This is a genomic window from Corallococcus sp. BB11-1 (assembly GCF_026626625.1).
Taxonomy (GTDB): domain Bacteria; phylum Myxococcota; class Myxococcia; order Myxococcales; family Myxococcaceae; genus Corallococcus; species Corallococcus soli.
This window is the reverse complement of sequence record NZ_JAPNJY010000008.1, coordinates 1-17,599: the sequence shown is the minus strand read 5'-3', so window position 1 is coordinate 17,599 and position 17,599 is coordinate 1. Positions and strand designations below refer to the sequence as shown.

General features: G+C 72.7%; 14 protein-coding genes and 1 pseudogene. 9 read left to right on the top strand and 6 right to left on the bottom strand.

The window, feature by feature from the left end:
- Nucleotides 1–79 precede the first annotated feature (79 nt).
- Complete coding sequence (gene rlmN / locus OV207_RS09590) at nt 80–1,162, bottom strand: 23S rRNA (adenine(2503)-C(2))-methyltransferase RlmN (protein WP_267554443.1); 1,083 nt, start codon at nt 1,160–1,162, stop codon at nt 80–82.
- A 163-nt stretch (nt 1,163–1,325) separates the two neighbouring features.
- Here rlmN and OV207_RS09585 point away from each other — a divergent pair, with 163 nt between their 5' ends.
- Nucleotides 1,326–2,813 carry a glutamate--cysteine ligase gene (locus OV207_RS09585; protein ID WP_267554441.1) on the top strand — a complete coding sequence of 496 codons (1,488 nt, stop codon included), beginning with the start codon at nt 1,326–1,328 and terminating at the stop codon, nt 2,811–2,813.
- A 131-nt stretch (nt 2,814–2,944) separates the two neighbouring features.
- A complete protein-coding gene (locus tag OV207_RS09580; RefSeq protein WP_267554439.1) occupies nt 2,945–4,411 on the top strand; it encodes a hypothetical protein in 1,467 nt (488 codons plus the stop codon).
- Nucleotides 4,412–4,436: 25 nt separating this feature from the next.
- Here OV207_RS09580 and OV207_RS09575 read toward each other — a convergent pair whose 3' ends face one another.
- The 3 genes from OV207_RS09575 to hemG form a co-directional block, all read right to left on the bottom strand.
- Nucleotides 4,437–5,249, bottom strand: coding sequence for a LytR/AlgR family response regulator transcription factor (locus OV207_RS09575; protein ID WP_267554437.1), 813 nt, complete (start codon nt 5,247–5,249; stop codon nt 4,437–4,439).
- Nucleotides 5,246–6,301: a sensor histidine kinase gene (locus OV207_RS09570; RefSeq protein ID WP_267554436.1), complete on the bottom strand. Its 1,056-nt coding sequence runs from the start codon at nt 6,299–6,301 to the stop codon at nt 5,246–5,248. Before OV207_RS09570 ends, OV207_RS09575 begins: the two co-directional genes overlap by 4 nt.
- A 285-nt stretch (nt 6,302–6,586) precedes the next feature.
- Complete coding sequence (gene hemG, locus OV207_RS09565; protein ID WP_267554434.1) at nt 6,587–7,954, bottom strand: protoporphyrinogen oxidase; 1,368 nt, start codon at nt 7,952–7,954, stop codon at nt 6,587–6,589.
- A gap of 100 nt (nt 7,955–8,054) precedes the next feature.
- Between hemG and OV207_RS09560 the strand changes: the two genes are divergently transcribed.
- On the top strand, nt 8,055–8,744 hold the full coding sequence (locus tag OV207_RS09560) for an SDR family oxidoreductase (protein WP_193346945.1): 690 nt from the start codon (nt 8,055–8,057) through the stop codon (nt 8,742–8,744).
- A gap of 161 nt (nt 8,745–8,905) precedes the next feature.
- The gene (locus OV207_RS09555; RefSeq protein ID WP_267554432.1) at nt 8,906–11,311 is read left to right on the top strand and encodes a CapA family protein; all 2,406 of its coding nucleotides are present in this window, start codon (nt 8,906–8,908) and stop codon (nt 11,309–11,311) included.
- Between the two features lie 9 nt (nt 11,312–11,320).
- Here OV207_RS09555 and pdxH read toward each other — a convergent pair whose 3' ends face one another.
- Nucleotides 11,321–11,917: a pyridoxamine 5'-phosphate oxidase gene (pdxH, locus tag OV207_RS09550; RefSeq protein ID WP_267554430.1), complete on the bottom strand. Its 597-nt coding sequence runs from the start codon at nt 11,915–11,917 to the stop codon at nt 11,321–11,323.
- A 66-nt stretch (nt 11,918–11,983) separates the two neighbouring features.
- Here pdxH and glgA point away from each other — a divergent pair, with 66 nt between their 5' ends.
- The 3 genes from glgA to OV207_RS09535 are packed head-to-tail and all read left to right on the top strand — an operon-like array spanning nt 11,984 to nt 14,862.
- Entirely contained in the window at nt 11,984–13,417 is a 1,434-nt protein-coding gene (glgA, locus tag OV207_RS09545; RefSeq protein WP_267554429.1) for a glycogen synthase GlgA, read from the top strand.
- Between the two features lie 36 nt (nt 13,418–13,453).
- The gene (locus tag OV207_RS09540) at nt 13,454–14,371 is read left to right on the top strand and encodes a serine/threonine protein kinase (RefSeq protein WP_267554427.1); all 918 of its coding nucleotides are present in this window, start codon (nt 13,454–13,456) and stop codon (nt 14,369–14,371) included.
- Nucleotides 14,371–14,862, top strand: coding sequence for a hypothetical protein (locus OV207_RS09535; protein WP_267554426.1), 492 nt, complete (start codon nt 14,371–14,373; stop codon nt 14,860–14,862). The genes OV207_RS09540 and OV207_RS09535 overlap by 1 nt, the downstream gene beginning before the upstream one ends.
- A gap of 15 nt (nt 14,863–14,877) precedes the next feature.
- On the opposite strand, the gene OV207_RS09530 is transcribed toward OV207_RS09535, so the two are convergent.
- A complete protein-coding gene (locus tag OV207_RS09530; protein ID WP_267554425.1) occupies nt 14,878–16,302 on the bottom strand; it encodes a hemolysin family protein in 1,425 nt (474 codons plus the stop codon).
- 55 nt (nt 16,303–16,357) lie between these two features.
- On the opposite strand from OV207_RS09530, the gene OV207_RS09525 reads away from it, so the two are divergent.
- Complete coding sequence (locus OV207_RS09525) at nt 16,358–17,155, top strand: pilus assembly protein N-terminal domain-containing protein (RefSeq protein ID WP_267554423.1); 798 nt, start codon at nt 16,358–16,360, stop codon at nt 17,153–17,155.
- 80 nt (nt 17,156–17,235) lie between these two features.
- Nucleotides 17,236–17,599, top strand: a pseudogene (locus OV207_RS09520) (hypothetical protein); the annotation flags it as partial.

The following is a 17,599-nucleotide window of genomic DNA, read 5'->3' as shown; positions in this document are numbered from 1 at the left end:
TACTGGAGGGGGGTGACACGCCGGGTCGTCGTGCCCGGGTGTGCCGCGCGACCCTGGTGTGCGGACGTCGGTGTGTTGCTCAGGACGCGACGGGGAGGGGCCGACGGGGCTTGCGCTCCACGGCGGCCTTGAGCTGGCCGCAGCCCGCGTCGATGTCGATGCCCCTGCGCTGGCGCACCGTGCTGGGCACCCCGTGCGAGGTGAGCACGTCCTGGAACGCGCGCACCGCGTCCGGCACGCTGGGGCCGCCGTCATAGCCCACGGTGGGGTTGAGCGGGATGACGTTCACGTGCGCGTCCAGCCCGTGCAGCAGCGCCCCCAGGTGGTGCGCGTGTTCGGCGGTGTCGTTGCGGCCGGCGATCAACGTCCACTCGAAGAAGATGCGCCGCCTGCGCTTCGCCACGTAGTAGCGGCACGCGTCCATCAGCTCTTGGAGCGGCCAGCGCCGGCCCGCGGGCACCAGCGCGGCGCGCTCCGCGTCGGTGGCGCCGTGGAGGCTCACCGCGAGCTGCACCGGGCGCGCCTCGTCCGCCAGCCGGATGATGCCGGGCACCACGCCCACGGTGGACAGGGTGATGAAGCGAGGGGCCAGCGCCAGCCCCTTGGGGTCCACGAGGATGTCCATCGCGGCCATCGTGTTGTCGTAGTTGTGCAGGGGCTCGCCCATGCCCATGAGCACGATGTTGCGCAGCGCCTCCCCCTGTTCGCGCAGGATGCGCGTGACGTGGAGCACCTGGCCCACCACCTCGCCCGGCGTCAGGTGGCGCGACAGGCCCATCTGCCCGGTGGCGCAGAAGACGCAGCCCATGGCGCACCCGGCCTGCGTGCTCACGCACACGGTGGCGCGGCCCTTGAAACGCATCAGCACCGTTTCAATGGTCTGCCCGTCGTGCAGGCGCAGGAGCAGCTTGTGGGTGAGGCCGTCGCTGCTGAAGCTCTCGTGGTGGGTGGTCAGGTGGCCCAGCCGCGCGCGCTCCTGGAGCACGGCCTGGAGGTCCGGGCGCAGGCCCGCCACGTCGCCGAGCGCCGTCACCCCGTCGCGGTACAGCCCCGTCCACACGCGCTCGCGGTACTGGGGGCTGAAGCCCCAGTCGGCCAGGCGCGCGTCCAGCGCGGGGCGCGGCAGGTCATAGAGGTTGGGAGCGGTGGGGGCGTCCGACATGACGGCTTCGAGATAACACACCCGCGCCCCGGTCTCCGAGCCGGGCTGGAGGCCGGCCAGGGGGGCACGGGGCCGGTGGCGGACGGCGCGTGGGGGGATGCGACGTCCAGCGGCGGACATCCGCCGTGCCAGCGGGGCGCGTCGTGCCAATCGTGGAAGGCCTATGGGGCTCGCCATCCAGCAGGAGGAGTTCACACCAGAGGAGCACGAGCGGTTCGTGCAGCGGCTCGCGGAGAGCCTGGAGGCCCTGCGGGCGCTGCTGCGCCGTCCCGGCTTCGGCGTGGGGCCCACGACGATGGGCGCGGAGCTGGAGGTGTACCTGGTGGACGGCGCGGGCCACCCGCTGCCGGTGAACCAGCAGGTGCTGGCGCGGTCCAGGGATGAGCGGCTGACGCTGGAATTGAACCGCTTCAACATGGAGATGAACGTGCGGCCCTCGCTGCTGGCGGGGCGGCCGTTCACCGCGCTGCGGGCGGAGTTCGAGGACGTGCTGAAGGAGCTGGGGCGCGCGGCGGCGACGCAGGGCGCGCGCGTGGCGGCCGTCGGCATCCTGCCCACGCTGCGGCAGGCGGACCTGGGCAAGGGGGCGCTCACGCAGCAGCCGCGCTACCGGGCCCTGAACGCGGCCATCCGCAAGCGGCGGGGGGGGCCCTTCCACGTGGCCATCGCGGGCGACGACACGCTCAACCTCGCCTGGGACGACGTGACGCTGGAGGGGGCGAACACGTCGCTCCAGTTCCACCTGCGCGTGGCGCCGGAGGACTTCGCGCGCGTGTACAACGCCGCGCAGCTCGCCACGGCGCCGGTGCTGGCGGCGTCGGGCAATTCGCCGTTGTTCCTGGGCAAGCGCCTCTGGGAGGAGACGCGCGTGGCGCTCTTCCAGCAGGCCACCGACGACCGGGGCGAGGGCGGGGACGACGTGGCCCACCTGCACCCGCGCGTGACGTTCGGCCACGGCTGGGTGCGCGAGGGCGTGCACGAGCTGTTCGCCGAGGCCGTGGCGCTCTACCCGCCCCTGCTGCCGGTGATGGGCGAAGAGTCCCCCCTGGAGGTCGCCGCCGCGGGGGGCGTGCCGGAGCTGGGCGAGCTGCGGCTGCACCAGGGCACGGTCTGGTGCTGGAACCGGGCCATCTATGATCCGCACGGCGAAGGCCACGTGCGCATCGAGCTGCGCGCGCTGCCGGCGGGCCCGACGGTGGTGGACATGGTGGCCAACGGGGCGTTCCTGCTGGGGCTGACGCTGGGCCTGGCGGAGCGGGTGGACGCGCTCCTGCCGGCGCTGCCCTTCTGGCAGGCGCGGCGCAACTTCAAGCAGGCGGCGAGGGTGGGCCTGGACGCGGTGATGCTGTGGCCGGCGGAGGTCGCGCCCAGCCCCCGCCCCGTGCCGGTGGTGGACCTGGTGAAGCAGCTGCTGCCGGTGGCCCGGCGCGGCCTGACGGAGCACGGGGTGGCGCCGGAGGAGGCGGACGCGATGCTGGACGTCATCGCCCAGCGGGTGGCCGTGCGGCGCACCGGGGCGCGCTGGCAGCGGGAGGTGCTGGCGAAGCTGGAAGCCCACATGCCCCGGCAGGACGCGCTGGCGGCCCTGCTGGAGCGCTACCTCCAGCACGCGGAGGAGGGGCTGCCGGTGCACACGTGGCCCGTGGACTGAGCGCGGGCGGGAGCAGGGCGGCGTGGACCCGGGGGGCCCTTGTCTGGACAAGGGCGTCGCGGTGAATATGGCGGTCATCCTGGTCGTCAGCCTGCGGGCCACGCGCCACGCGCTGAAGGGTGCCGTCTTCCGTGATTGCCTCCACCTCCCCGTCGTTCCGCTCCGGCCTCCGCCGGAAGCTCCTCCTCGCGCCGCTGCTCCTGCTGGCGAGCACCGTGACGGCGTGCTCCACCCTCCGGGGCAAGGCCAATGACCTGGCGGAGAAGGGCCGCTTCATCGAAGCCGCCGAGCTGTACGTGAAGGTCGTCGAGGATTCGCCCAATGACACGTCGCTGCGCGCGTCGCTGGACGACCTGCGCTGGCGCGGCCTGTCGCAGCTGCTCACCGGGTCGAGGCAGGCCCGGCTGGAGGGCAGGGACGAGGACGCGGAGCGGAACCTGGAGCAGTTCCTCGCCTACAAGGTGAAGTGGAACTCCAAGCTGGACGGCGGCATGGAGAGCTCGCTCCTGGAGGAGATGGCGGGCACGCACCAGCACCTGCGCCAGCTCATCGTCGAGCAGGCGAAGCGGGGCAACGCGTTGACGGCGGAGTCGCACCTCAACCGCAAGCGCGCGCTCCTGGCCCACGCGGAGATGGCGCCCATCCGCCGAGACATGGAGAACGCGGTGCAGCAGGGCGGCGAGGCGGCGTGCGCCCGGCTGAAGCAGACGCCCTCGGACGGCACCGCGCACTGGGCGGAGCTGGTGTCGCGCTACTGCCGGCACTACCGCCAGGACGCGCCCCGGGCGCCGATGTTCCCGGAGGCGCTGGGCGTTCCCATGTTCCAGGTGTCCGTGGATGGCATCAGCAACGACGTCGTCAAGTATCTGCTGGCACGGATGGCGGGCGCGTTCGAATCCTCGCCCTGGTATTCGGACGCCTCCTCGCGCCGCGTGCCGCTCACGCTGGAAGGCAGGCTGCGCGTGGACAACAGCAGCCAGCCGGTGTCGCTGACGGCGACGTGGACGGAGCAGGTGCCCTACACCGCCCACGAGGACCGCACCGCGACGGCGGAGGTGCCGTACTCGGTGGAGGAGGCGTACGAGGACAAGGGCGTGATGAAGAAGCGGCTCGTCACCCAGAAGAAGACGGTGGAGTACAAGACGACGGTGGAGGTGACGAAGTACCGCGACGTGTCGCGCGCCTTCGAGTACCGCGCGCTGCGCCGGGAGGTGGAGTACCACTTCGCGGTGGTGGCCCAGGCCGTGCTCCAGGACCAGCACGCGCCCCTGGCGGTGAAGGCGGAGCGGTCGCTGACCGCCTCCGGCTATGAGCACAACATCACCTTCACCCCGGGCGGCGTGACGCCGCAGAAGTTCGCGGCGCCCAACAAGGAGGGGTGGCTGGACGGCGAGCTCCAGGGCTACGAGCAGACCTTCTTCAAGACGCTCCTGGCGCGCTGGCAGGATGCCTTCTGCTCCGCCCCCGCGCTGACCCGCGAGGAGGCCGCCCGCTGCGCCCGCGGCGGCGCGGAGCTCCCGGGGCACGCGCGGCAGGCCCTGGTGGACACGCTGGGCGACGACGCCGGGCAGGTGCACCAGCTGTTCGTCTGGAACTGAGGCGGAAGGCGGGACGGGGGCGCGCTCAGCCCTCGTCCTCCGCGCCCTTGCGCAGGCCCAGCATGCGGCGCAGCTCGCGCGCGGACTGGCGGCTCACCTCCACCGAGTGTCCCCGCGCCGTGCGCGCCAGGTAGCCGCCCGTCTCCAGCGGCTCCAGGCGCGTCACGTGCGCCAGGTTGAGCAGCGCCCGTCGGTGCACCCGGTGGAAGTGCTCGGCGGGCAGCTTGTCCGCCAGCTCGTTGAGGGTGAAGTCGGTGAGGAAGTCCCCCTGCGTGGTGAAGACCGTGACCAGCTCGTCCTCCAGCGACGCGTGGGAGATGGCGTCCGGCGACACCAGCACCAGCCCCTGGCGTGTGGGGATGGGCAGCCGCGCGAAGGCGGACCCCATGCCTCCCCCGGTGCCTCCGGCGGCCGGTGGCGGGACGGCGGCGTTCTTCGCCCGCGCGGCCGGAGTGGCGGCCTGCGCGGGCACCGGCTGCCGCGCCCGGGCGCGCTCCAGCGCCTTCTGCAGCCGCGCCGCCTCCACGGGCTTGAGCACGTAGTCCACGGCGCCGTGCTCGAAGGCGTTCACCGCGTGCTCCGCGTGGGCGGTGCAGAAGATGACGTGGGGCCCGCCTTGCGGCAGCAGCGCCATGGCATCCAGGCCGCTCAGGCCCGGCATGTGGATGTCCAGCAGCACCACGTCCACGCCGCCCGCGCGCACCGCGGCGAGCACCGAGTCCCCGTCCACCGCCTCGCCGCACACGCTCACGTCCGGCAGCGCGGCCAGGAGGCGGGCCAGGCGCTTCCTGGCCAGCAGTTCATCATCGGCGATGAGGACGCGCAGCGGCTCTCTCACGTGAGGACTCCGGGTTGGGGGCCCCGGCGGGGCAGGGTGACGGTGACACGGGTGCGCCCGTCCGCGCTGTCCAGCGCCAGCACCGCGTGGCCGCCGTACGCGAGCGCCAGCCGGCGCTCCACGGTGGGCAACCCCACGCTGCCCTCGCGCGGCCCCTTGGAGGCGCCGGGGTTGTCGATGGACACCTCCACCCCCCCGTCGCGCGCCACCACGTCCACGCGCAGCGGCCCCCGGTGCCCGGACGCCGGCCCGTGCTTCACCGCGTTCTCCGCGAGCGGCAGCAGCAAGAGCGGCGGAACGGGCACGTCACCCACGCCGTCCGCCACCGTCATGCCCAGCTGGAACAGCTCCGGGTCGCGCAGCAGGTGCAGCTCGAACAGCGTGCGCATCAGCTCCAGCTCCTGGGACAGCGGCCAGGTGACGCTGCGCACGCCCGCGAGCACCGAGCGCAGCATCGTGGACAGGCGCAGCACGGCGGCCTCCGCGACGGCGCCGTCCTCGCGGCACCACTCCGCGATGGCGTTGAGCGTGTTGAAGAGGAAGTGCGGATCCAGGTGGCTGCGCAGGGCCAGCAGCTGCGCCTGCTCGGCCTCCCAGGCGAAGCGGGTGGCGCGCGCTCGCTCCCGGCGCAGCGTCTCCTCGAAGCCGATGTCCCGCCCCAGGCCCCAGCCGGCCACGAGGAACAGGCCGCCGCAGACGGCCAGGTTGTACGGCTCCGACAGGAACGTGGGCAGCATCTGGGTGACGCGGGGCAGGGCGTAGCCCACCGACAGCACCACGCCGCTGCCCACCGCCCCGTAGAGCAGCAGGCGGATGCCGCCGTGGCTCAGGTCCAGCCCCTCCGGGAACAGCACCCGGTAGGACACCGGCGCGACGGCGACGCACAGCAGGCACAGCAGGAGGCCCAGCCAGAACGCGTTTGGATCCACGCTCCAGCGCACCTGGGCCGCCAGCAGCGGCAGCGACACCAGGACGATGGGGGCCAGCCGCCACGGCGCGACGAGGGCGCGCAGCGTGGCGCGAACGATGGACCCTTCCGACGTCTCCGACATGCTGGAGCGGAAGGCTACACCGTCCGGCAGCCTAGCGCCGGGGGACGGGCGCCGGGACCAGGTCCAGGACGAGCGTCCCGGCGAGGAGGGCCGGGAAGAAGAGGACGGCGAGCACGAACAGGAGCGGCGAGCGCAGTGAGAACATGGGGGGTTTCTCCAGTGTCCGTGGAACATGTCCACGCACTCTGTCAGCGCCCCAGGGGCCCTCCAGGGAGGGTTGCGCCAGGCCGTCGGGGAATGGGGCTGAGCGGTCGCTCCCGAGCCGCTGGCCGCTCCCCCCGTCGGCTACCCCAGCGCGTCCGCCAGCCGGGTCGCGTCGCGGATGCAGTCGTTGACGCCCACGCCCCGGTACGCGTTGCCGGTGAGGTGCAGGCCAGGCCAGCGCTTCAGCTGGCCGTCCAGCGACGCCAGCCGCCCCAGGTGGCCCACGGTGTACTGCGGGATGCCGCGAGGCCAGCGCACGACCTCCGTCAGCTCCGGCGTCGCGGTGAGGCCCGTCATCGCCTTCAGCTCCTCGCGCGCCAGCGCCGCCAGCGCGTCCTCGTCCCGCGCGACGACGTCCGGCCGGCGCGTGCCGCCCAGCAGGCACGTGAGCAGCACCCGGCCGCCCTGGGCGCGGAAGGGGAACGTGGTGGAGACGTGGATGGTGCCCAGCACCGCCTTGCCCTCCACCGCCGGCACCAGGAACCCGAACCCGTCCGGCTTCGGCGTCGTCCCCGGCGCGAAGCCCAGGTGCACCACCGCCATGGGCGCGTACTCGATGGCCCCCAGCGTCGCCGCCATGGGCGCGTCCAGCGGCCGCAGGAGGTCCGCCGCGACGTGCGCGGGCACCGCCAGCACCACCTGGGACGCGCTCAGCTCCACCGGCTGCCCGCGCTCGCGCGCCTGGACCCTCCACCCGTCCGGCGTGGGCGTGAGGCCCTCCACCTTCGCGTCGGTGCGCACCGTGTCGCCCAGGGCCGCCGCCAGGGCGTCCACCAGCACGCCCAGCCCTCCATCGAAGGTGCTCAACAGGCCGGTGAGCCGGGACTTCGCGGCGCCGTCCCCCTTCGCGGCCTCCCGCGCGGCGCGCTGGGCGCGGATGGCGCCCAGGATGAGGCTGCGGTGGTCGCGCTCGAACTTCACCAGCTGCGGGAACGTGGCCTCCGCGCTGAGCCGCTCCGGGTCGCCCGCGTAGATGCCCGTCTGCACCGCGTCCAGCAGCACCGTGGTCGCCTCGCGGCCCAGGTGGCGCCGGCCCAGCTGCGCCAGCGACTCGTCCACGCCCCGGGGACCGCGACCGCTGAACAGCTCCCCCAACACCCGCAGCCGCGCAGGCAGGGAAATCAGGTCGGATTTGAGGAACGCGGGAGGTGAGGCAGGCAATACCCGGAGCGCACCACGAGTGAAGATGTAACGGTTTTTTGCCGCTGCATCCGCTGCACGGATGCGTGTTTCAAGACCCAGGGCCCCCGCCAGTGAACGCGTCGCGGGCTCGCGGTCCAGGAAACTGTTGGGTCCGGCTTCCAGCAGGTACTCACCGCGTGTGCGGGTCTGCACGTTTCCACCCACGCGCGACGAGGACTCCAGCACCACGGCAGCCGTGCCGCGCGACCGCAATCGGTGAGCCAGGACCAGTCCTGAAATCCCCCCGCCGATGATCGCCACCGTCATGTCGTCCATCCCCTGCTGTCGTGAGGTGAGCACCCACGGGCGCCTTAGTGCGAAGGGGGAGGCTTTGCCAAGGAGAGCAACCCCGCGCGTTAATACAAGTATGCGCTACGTCATCACGGGAGCCAGCCGCGGAATCGGTTTCGAGTTCGTGCAGCAGCTGCTGCGGCGAGGAGAGACCGTCGACGCGGGCGTGCGCGCCCCGGAGATGGCGCGTCGGCTGGAGCCGCTGCTGCACGAGTCCGGCAACCGCCTGCGGATCCACGCGCTGGACGTCACGCAGGGGGACAGCGTGCGCGCGTTCGCGGCGAACGTCTGCCGCGAGCCGGTGGACGTGCTGATCAACAACGCGGGCGTGTCGGGCCAGTGGGTGGGGTTGCACGAGCTGGACTTCGAGGACCTGGAGCGCACGTTCGCGGTGAACGCGCTCGGGCCGCTGCGCATCACGTCCGCGCTGCTGCCCGCGCTGCGGCATGGCGTGGGCCGCAAGGTGGCGCACGTCACGTCGCGGATGGGCTCGCTCTCCAGCAACACGGAGGGCGGCGCGTACGCGTACCGCATGTCCAAGGCCGCGCTGAACATGGGCGTGCGCTCCATGGCCAACGACCTGCGCCGGGACGGCCTGGCGTGCGTGCTGCTGCATCCGGGTTGGGTGCAGACGGACATGGGCGGCCAGGACGCGCCGCTGCCGGCGGACGACTCGGTGCGCGGGATGCTCCGGGTCATCGACGGGGTCTCGCTGGAGCACTCCGGCCGCTTCTTCGACTACGAGGGCGCGGAGGTCCCCTGGTAGTCGCCCGCGCCTGAAGGCCCGGTGTCTGGCTTTGAACGGGCCCGGGGGCGCGAGGGCAGGCAGGCAGCCCCCGGGGACGAGGCCTTCCCTGGCGCTCGGCCGACTTCGTCCCCATCTCGACGGCGCAAGGGGTCGGTGGTCGAGGACGGCTGGGGGATGCGATGGGGCGGCGGTATCTGCCGGTGGCGTGGGTGGCGGCGTGTGTGGTGGCCTGCGGTTCGGGGGGCCCGGTCCCGTCGGACGGACAGGGCTCCGTGACGGCGCCGGGAGACGAAGCGCCTCCCACGGCCCCGCCGCCGGTGACGCCCCCTCCTGAGGAAACACCGCCTCCGTCCGAGCCGCCTCCGGATGAGACGCCCGGCGAAACGCCGCCGCCCGGGGAGCCGCCTCCGGAGGAGCCGCCGCCCGTCCTGACGACCTGCGCGCCAGAGCCCGTGGACGAGGCGTCCCTGCCCGCGGCCGAGCGCGAGGCCCGTCGCGCCTACGCGTGCACCGGCATCGCGCTGGAGGGCTCGGTGGTCTCCATGACGGGCGCACCGGTCGCGAACGTCACGGTCCAGGTGGGGGACGCGCGGGCGCGCACGGACGCGCAGGGGCGCTTCCGCTTCCCCGTGCTGCCCCGGCACAACCGGTTGCTCCAGGTGGACGCGGAGGGCTTCCGTCCGGCCGTGGTCGCGGTGGCGCTGCGCCGGGGCCTGTCCCAGACGCGCGTCACGTTGCCGCCGGTGCGGCTGTCCCCGAAGGAGGGCGGCGTGCGGATGCTCTTCGCGGGGGACGTGTCGCTGGGCCGGCGCTTCCTGGATCCGGACGACACCACGCCCCGCGACCGGCTGCCGCCGGACGACCCCGCGGCGCTCATCCGCGTGTCGGAGCCGCTGCCGGGCACGAAGGCCGTCTTCACCCACGTCCGGCCCTTCTTCCAGGCCGCGGACTTCCGGGCGGTGAACCTGGAGACGCCGGTGACGGACTCGCCCACGACGCCCCACGACGACAAGGCCTATGCGTTCTTCACGCTGCCCGGCTCGCTGCCCGCGCTGCCGTGGCTGGGCGTGGACTACGTGAGCCTGGGCAACAACCACGTCTATGACTACCTGGCGCCGGGGCTGGACGACACGCTCGCGCACGTCGCCGCGACGGGCATGGCCTACAGCGGCGCGGGCCGCGACGAGACGGAGGCCTTCGTCCCGGCGCGCGTGCCGCTGGCGGGCTCCAGCTACAGCCTGGTGTCCATGTGCTCCATCACCGGCAGCGCGCATGCGCAGCAGTACGTCGCGGGCCCGCACCAGGGCGGCGCGGCGGACGCGCGGGACACGTCGCGGGTGACGTCGCTGCTCGGCGCCGAGCGCGCCCAGGGCCGCGTCCCGGTGGCGGTGCTCCACACGGGCGTCGAGTACAGCGTGCGGCCCTCCGCCCCCACGGCGCAGCGGATGCGCGACATGGTGGACGCGGGCGCGAAGCTCGTCATCGCGCACCACCCGCACATCCCCCAGGGCTTCGCGCGCTACAAGGGCGTGCTGATGGCGCAGTCGCTGGGCAACTTCGCCTTCGACCAGGACCGCATGGAGACGATGGTGGGCCTGCTCGCGGAGGTGGAGGCGACGGGCGCGCGCGTGGACCGGGCCCGCGCGGTGCCCGTGTACATCGAGGACTACCGCCCCCGGCCCCTCGCGGGCGACCTGGCGGACTCTTTCCTGCGAAACCTCTCGGAGCTCTCCCGCGAGGGGGGCGTGGCGCTGGTGCCGCAGCCCTCCTGGGGCGAGCTGCTCCCCGCGGGCCAGCAGGCGGCGGTGGGCGAGCGCACCGTGGACGTGCCGGTGACGGTGGACGCCAGCGGCCGCGCCACGGTGGACCTGCGCGCCCTGCGCCACGAAGGGGAGTCCGTCGCGGTGGCACAGCTCACCGGAGAGGGGGCGCCCGCGGGCGTGAAGCTCAAGGCAGGACGCGACGTGCTCCTGCACGGCGACTTCGAGGACCACGACGTGGACGACGACGCCAACGAGGCGCCGCGCTGGGGCGTGGGCAACGGCGCGGGCTACGTGTGCCAGGACGGGCCGCGCCGGGGCGCCGCGGCGCTCTGCCAGCGCAAGGGCGCCGTGCCGCTGGTCAACCGCTTCCGGCCGCCGGGCTTCGCGGAGGGGCCCCCCAACCGCGACCTCACGGCGGTGGCGTGGGTGAAGGGTCGGGGCGGCGGCGCCTTCTGGGTGGGCGTGCAGTACCTGCCCGTGGAGTCCTATTCACTCTTCGGGGAGCAGACGCTGCTGCGCCACGACGGCGGCACGTTCGACTGGAAGCAGGTGTCCGAGGACCTGCGCTTCCCGGCGGATCCGCCCCGGCCGAACCTCTGGAACGCGCCCTGGGCCCTCAACCTCACGCTCCACACCGCGTCCCCGAAGACGGGGCAGGGCGTGACGGCGGTGGATGACCTGGCGCTGGTGGCCTGGGAGCGTCAGGCGCCCGGCGCGACGCTCACGCTGGAGACGCCGCATGCGCGGGACTTCGTGCGGGTGGAGGCTCCTGCGGGCACGTACACGCTGCGCGTCACCTTCCGCGAGCACCGCGTGCCCTGACGCTTCCGCTCAGGGAAACAACAGCTGCGTCTTCCAGCCTTCGCCCTCGCGCAGGTACAGGTTGCGCTCGTGCAGGCGGCTGGCGCGGGCGTGCCAGAACTCGATGCGCTCCGGCACCACGCGGAAGCCGCTCCAGTGCGGAGGCCGCTCCACCGGCCGGCCCTGGAACCGGGCCTCCACCTCCGCCACGCGCGCGTCCAGCAACGTGCGCTCCGGCAGCTCCTGGCTCTGGAGGCTGGCCCACGCGCCAATCTGGCTGCCGCGCGGCCGGCTCTGGAAGTACGCGTCCGCCTCCGCGTCCGTCACCTGCTCCACCCGGCCCTCGATGCGCACCTGCTGCTCCAGGGGCTGCCAGTGGAAGCACAGCGCGGCATGGGGGTGGGCGGTGAGCTGGCGCCCCTTGCGGCTGTGGAAGTTGGTGAAGAAGACGAAGCCCCGCGCATCGAAGTCCTTGAGCAGCACCACCCGGGCGCTCGGGCGGCCCTCGTCGTCCACCGACGCCACCACCATGGCGTTGGGGTCCACGGGGATGACCTGTTTTGCCTGGGCGAAGAGTTCGGCGAAGCGCTGGATGGGGTCGGGGGGGATCATCACGCGCCGCACCATAGGAAACCCCACCCCGCCGCGCACGTTCGCGGTTGACTCCCCGTCTGGACTCGCAATGGTGTGTCCATGAAGATTCTCTTCATCGCCTCGGAGGTCACCCCCTTCTCGAAGACGGGGGGACTGGGCGACGTCGCAGGGGCCCTGCCCACGGCGCTGTCCGCGCTGGGGCACGACGTGAAGATCGTCACGCCCCGCTACCAGGATGTGCGCAACACCGGACACCTGGAGCCCACCGGGCAGTCCCTGGTGCTGCGCTTCCCCTTCGGTGAGACGGGGGGCCCCGTCCTGTCCGCGCGCCTCTCCGAACGCCTGGAGGTGTGGTTCCTGGAGAACGAGGCCTTCTTCGGCGGCCGCAAGGGGCTGTACGGCGACGCGGGCGGCGAGTTCCCGGACAACCCCCGCCGCTTCGCCTACCTGTGCGTGGGCGCGCTCCAGGCCGCGCAGCGGCTGCGCTTCTTCCCGGACATCATCCACCTGCACGACTGGCAGACGGGGCTGGTGCCGGTGGCGCTGCGCCGGGGCTTCCAGGACACGCCGCTGGCGCGCGCGAAGTGCGTCTTCACCATCCACAACCTCGCCTACCAGGGGCAGTTCCCCAAGGGGACGATGGAGGACCTGGGGCTGCCCTGGGACCTGTTCACCCCGGAGGGCGTGGAGTTCTACGACCAGGTGAACTTCCTCAAGTCCGGGCTCGTCTTCTCCGAGTCGCTGACCACCGTGTCGCCCACCTACGCCCGGGAGATCCAGACGGCGGAGCAGGGCTACGGGCTGGACGGCCTGCTGCGCCGGCGCGCGCACTCGCTCACCGGCATCCTCAACGGCATCGACGCGCACGAATGGAACCCCCGCACGGACGCCTTCCTGCCGGAGCGCTACGGCCCGGACGACCTCACGGGCAAGGCGGTCTGCAAGCGCGCCCTGCTGGAGCGCTTCGGGCTGCCGGGGGACACCGGGGCGCCGGTGTTCGGCATCGTCAGCCGGCTGGCGTGGCAGAAGGGCGTGGACCTGCTGCTGGACACCCTGCCGGCGGCGCTCCAGGCGGACCTGCGCTTCGTGGCGGTGGGCAACGGCGACCCCGTCCTGGAGCAGGGCCTGCGCGCGTTGCAGGCCCGCTACCCGAAGCAGGTGGGGGTGCACATCGGGTTCGACCCGGAGTTGTCACACCTGGTGGAGGCGGGGTCGGACTTCTTCCTGATGCCCAGCCGCTACGAGCCGTGCGGCCTGAACCAGATGTATTCGCTGCGCTACGGCACGGTGCCCATCGTCCGGGCCACGGGCGGGCTGGTGGACACGGTGGAGGGGGGGCTGGACGGCAACGGGCTGCTCTTCGAGTCCTTCCACCGCTCCGCGCTCCTGGCCGCCATCCGCCGGGCCATGGCCCTGTACGCGGACCCCGTGCGCCTGGGGGACTTCCGGGGCCGGGGGATGGGCAAGGACTTCTCCTGGGCGGCGTCCGCCCGGAAATACGAGTCCCTCTTCGCCTCCCTCATCGCGGAATAGTGGGGCGCTTCCCGGAACCGGGATAGTCTTACCGCCGTGGCGGAAGCTCCGGACCTGGGTGGCTATGAAGTGGTCGGCCGGCTGGCGGTCGGCGGCATGGCGGAGGTGTATCAAGCACGCGCGCGCGAGACGACGCAGCGCTCCCCGGGTGAGCCCGAGGAGGTCGTCATCAAGCGGCTGCACCCGTCCTTCCGCAACGACCCCGCGTATGTGAAGGCCTTCGTCGACGAGGCGAAGCTCACGGTGCGCCTGCGCAACGCGCACATCGTGCGGACCTTCCGGCTGTTCCGCGCCGGGCCCGACTACCTGATGGTGCAGGAGCTCGTGAGCGGCCGGACGCTCGGCTACATGCAGGAGCTGCTCATCAAGGCGGGCGCCGCGATGCCGCCGGAGTCCGCCTGCTACATCGCGTGGTGCGTGCTCAAGGCGCTGGACTACATCCACCGCGCGAAGGTGGGGGAGAACGGCGCCACCATCGTCCACCGCGACGTGAACCCCGCCAACGTGCTGCTGGGCATCCAGGGCGACGTGAAGCTCACCGACTTCGGCGTGGCGGAGGTGGAGGGCATGATGCGCGGCGACTCCGGCGCGCTGCGCGGCACGCTGCCGTACATGAGCCCGGAGCAGGTGCTGGGCCTGGCGGTGGACGCGAGGACGGACCTGTACGCCGTGGGCGTGATGCTCTGGGAGCTGTGGGGCGGCCGGCGCCTGTTCACCGGGGAGAACGAAGCGCAGCTCATGCACCAGGTGCGGGACGCGCGCGTGCCGCTGCTGTCCACGGTGTCGCCGGACCTGCCGGACTACGCGGCGCAGGTGGCGCGCAAGGCGCTGTTCGCGGACAAGGCCCGCCGCTTCCAGTCCGCGGCGGAGTTCATCAAGGCGCTGGAGGTGCTGTCGCGCCGCGCGGGCTGGCCCCTGACGGTGGAGGCGCTGCAGCCTCTGCTGGGCGGCTGATGCGCTCGCGCCGGGCGGTGCTCGGGCTGCTGCTGGCCGGCGCCCTGGCCGGCTCCGGCTGCCTGGGCGTGGTGCCCTTCCAGCCGAGCGCCTACGACGAGGCGGTGCGGGTGGAGGCGGTGGACGTGGCCTTCACGCGCGAGGGCGCCGGGGCGCTCACGCTGAAGCTGAAGGTGCGAAACCCGTCCTCCGACGCGGCCTCCATCACCCGCGTGGACCTGGACCTGCGGGTGGATGGCCAGCGCATGGTCACGGGCGAGCAGGTGATGGGCGTGCCGCTGGATGGCCGGAGCGAAGTCCCGCTGGAGCTGCGCTTCCCGCTGGCCGTTCCCCGTTCTGCGGCCCGGCCGGAGCCCACGTCCCACGCGGTGCGCCTGGAGGGCGGCGTGGTGCTGCGCTTCGGAGGCTCCGAGCGGCGAGCGCCCTTCCGCGAGGCGCGCGTGCTGGGCATCCCGTGGATGCCGGGCGGAGCGGTGGTCCCGGCGCCCTGAGCCGTCCCGGGCCGCTCAGCGCTTGGCTTCGGGAGGGGCGCCGGAGTCCGTCGGAGACGACTCGTTGTCGGCGCGGCGCGCGGCGTCCCGGGCCTCTTCCTTCACGGACGAGGTGGGCGCGCCTTCACGGGGCACGCCGTCGGACGACAGGCCGGGCACGGCGCTCTTGAGGCGGCTCATGCGCACGCGGTCGATGCGGGCGCCTTCCTTGGTGGCCACGACGAACTGCCAGCCGTTGTAGGTGAAGCGCTCGCCCACGTCGGGCAGGTGGCCCGCGAGCGACGACAGGTAGCCGCCCAGCGTGTCGAAGTCGCCTTCGGGCAGGGGGAAGCCGAAGACCTTGGTGAACTGATCCACCTCCATGGCGGCGTCCACCAGCGAGCTGCCGTCGGCCATCTTCTCGACGAGCTTCTCCTCCACCTCGAACTCGTCGCCGATGTCGCCCACGATTTCACGCAGGATGTCCTCCAGCGTGACGACGCCCATGAAGCCGCCGTACTCGTCGACGACCATGGCCATGTGGATCTTCCGCTTCTGCATGTCCCGCAGCAGGTCGCCCACGGGCTTCATCCACGGCACGAAGTGGGCGGGGCGGATGACGTCATGCAGGACGATGAGCTCCGGGTGCTGGAGCAGCGGGATGAGGTCGCGCGCGTGCAGCACGCCGACGATGTGGTCCACGTCGTCGTGGTACACCGGGATGCGCGAGTGGTTCTCCTCCGCCAGGATGCGCAGCACCTCGTCCGGCGGGGTGGTGATGTCCACGGAGATGACGTCCGTGCGGTTGACCATCACGTCGCGGCAGCGCTTGTCGGACAGCTCGAAGATGGAGCGGATGAGCTGGGGCGCGCTCTTGTCCACCTCGTTGCGGGCGGCCTGGGCGGCGAGCAGCTTCTCCAGCTCCTCCAGGGGCGGCGGCGGCGGCTCGAAGCGCAGGGTGCGGCCGAAGGTGCGGGCGCCCAGGTTGAGCAGGCCCAGCATGATGCGCATGGGCGGGTAGAGCAGCAGCACCAGCACGGACACCAGCGACGCGAGCCGCAGCGCCCAGCGCTCCGGGTTGCCGTTGGCCAGGCCGCGCATGGTGACCTCCATGAGGCTGGCGAGCACGCCCACGAAGAGGGCGCCCGCGCACACGGTGGCCACGGGCACCCAGGCCGCCTCGCCGTAGCGGCTGAAGTCCAGCAGGCGCGGGGGCACGAACGCGCCGATGGCGGCGGCCAGGAAGCCGCTGAGCACCATGCCCAGGCGCAGGGCGGTGGCGGTGGCCTCGCGCTCCGTCTTGTGGCGGAGCACGCGGCGGGCGGCGGAGGACTTGTTCTCCTCGGCGAGTTCCTGGGCGCGCAGGTCCGAGGTCCCATAGAGGGCGGACTCCGCGGCGGCGACCAGGGACCTCGTGAAACAGAGGGCCAGGCAGGCGACCCAGAGGGTCCAGGTAGGCATAGGGCGACGTTCTTATCCCGTGCTAGAGGGGCATACCACCCTGGCGGGAGGCACCATGCGGGGACGTCGGATGTACGTCATTGGCGGACTGCTGGGCCTGCTGGCCCCCACGGCGGCCCTGGCCTGGCCGGTGGACCAGGCCCTGACGCTGGAGCCGGGCAAGGAGACCTTCCAGAAGCTGACCGCCGTGGACTGGGCGGAGGTGGAGGACCCCGCCGTGGCGTCGGCGGAGGCGCTGTCGGGCAGCGGTGAGCTGCTGCTGACGGCCCACAAGCCCGGCGTCACGCAGATGCTGCTCTACGCGGAGGGGCGCTTCGCCGTCTGGCGCCTGGCGGTGGGGCCCACGGAGCTGGAGAACTTCGCGCCCCAACTGGCGGCGGCGAAGAAGGCCTGTCCGGACCTGAAGGCGACGCAGGGCGTGGACAAGTCACTGACCGTCACGGTGAAGGACACCGCGTGTCGCAAGGCGCTGCGCGAGCTGCTGCGCACGGAGGCGTACCTGGCGCGGGAGCTGGACCTGACGTTCGACATGCCGCAGCTCCAGGCGCAGCTGGAGGACTTCACTGCGGGGATGCCGCCGGGGCTGACGGTGCGCTACAGCGGCGCGGGGCTGGTGCTGACGGGCAAGACGGACCGGGCGGGACACCGCAAGGCGCTGTGGGTGCTGTTCAACCGCGCCGTGGGGCGCGTGCCGCTGGAGGACCGCACGGAGGTGGAGGCCCCCCCGAAGCCGGAGTCTCCGCCAGCGGAGGAGACCGTGGACCCGACGGTGTCGGACGTGCCGGCGCCGGACGCGGGGACGGTGCCCGCGCAGGGCAAGCCGAAGGCCGTCCCGACGAAGAAGAAGCGCTGAGCGCCGCGCTCCCGCCGTGAGGCGGGACGCCCTGCGTCCCAGGGCCCGCTTGCGGTATGACTTCCGGCGGAGGTCCGACGATGACGGGACGAGCGATGCGCGCGGTGTTCGCGGGGGTGCTGGTGCTGGCGGTGTGGCCCATGGCCGCGCGGGCCCAGGTGGATGAGGACAACGGCGACGCGGTCGTGGTGGACATGCCGGAGCCGGACCGGGGCTGCCCGGTGAAGCCGGAGTTCCTGCCGATGACGCCCATGGGGCTGGTGGGCATCGAGCGGCTGGGCTGGCTGGTGCACCAGGCCATCATCCCCCCCGCCAAGGACAAGTTCTTCCAGGCCGGGGCGCGCAGCCGCTCCGGGGTGAAGCCGGTGCCCGCGGAGATGGCGCGCAAGCTGGGAGCGCCCGACACGAAGGTGCCGCTCTGGGTCTTCGGCAAGGCGGACGCGA

What these genes read in the sequence shown, in the direction of transcription:
- OV207_RS09535 (WP_267554426.1), top strand. Translation starts at nt 14,371, where the DNA reads ATGCGCTCGCGCCGGGCGGTGCTCGGGCTGCTGCTGGCCGGCGCCCTG.
- rlmN (WP_267554443.1), bottom strand. Translation starts at nt 1,162, where the DNA reads ATGTCGGACGCCCCCACCGCTCCCAACCTCTATGACCTGCCGCGCCCC.
- OV207_RS09530 (WP_267554425.1), bottom strand. Translation starts at nt 16,302, where the DNA reads ATGCCTACCTGGACCCTCTGGGTCGCCTGCCTGGCCCTCTGTTTCACG.
- hemG (WP_267554434.1), bottom strand. Translation starts at nt 7,954, where the DNA reads ATGACGGTGGCGATCATCGGCGGGGGGATTTCAGGACTGGTCCTGGCT.
- glgA (WP_267554429.1), top strand. Translation starts at nt 11,984, where the DNA reads ATGAAGATTCTCTTCATCGCCTCGGAGGTCACCCCCTTCTCGAAGACG.
- OV207_RS09525 (WP_267554423.1), top strand. Translation starts at nt 16,358, where the DNA reads ATGCGGGGACGTCGGATGTACGTCATTGGCGGACTGCTGGGCCTGCTG.
- OV207_RS09555 (WP_267554432.1), top strand. Translation starts at nt 8,906, where the DNA reads ATGGGGCGGCGGTATCTGCCGGTGGCGTGGGTGGCGGCGTGTGTGGTG.
- pdxH (WP_267554430.1), bottom strand. Translation starts at nt 11,917, where the DNA reads ATGGTGCGGCGCGTGATGATCCCCCCCGACCCCATCCAGCGCTTCGCC.
- OV207_RS09585 (WP_267554441.1), top strand. Translation starts at nt 1,326, where the DNA reads ATGGGGCTCGCCATCCAGCAGGAGGAGTTCACACCAGAGGAGCACGAG.
- OV207_RS09570 (WP_267554436.1), bottom strand. Translation starts at nt 6,301, where the DNA reads ATGTCGGAGACGTCGGAAGGGTCCATCGTTCGCGCCACGCTGCGCGCC.
- OV207_RS09560 (WP_193346945.1), top strand. Translation starts at nt 8,055, where the DNA reads ATGCGCTACGTCATCACGGGAGCCAGCCGCGGAATCGGTTTCGAGTTC.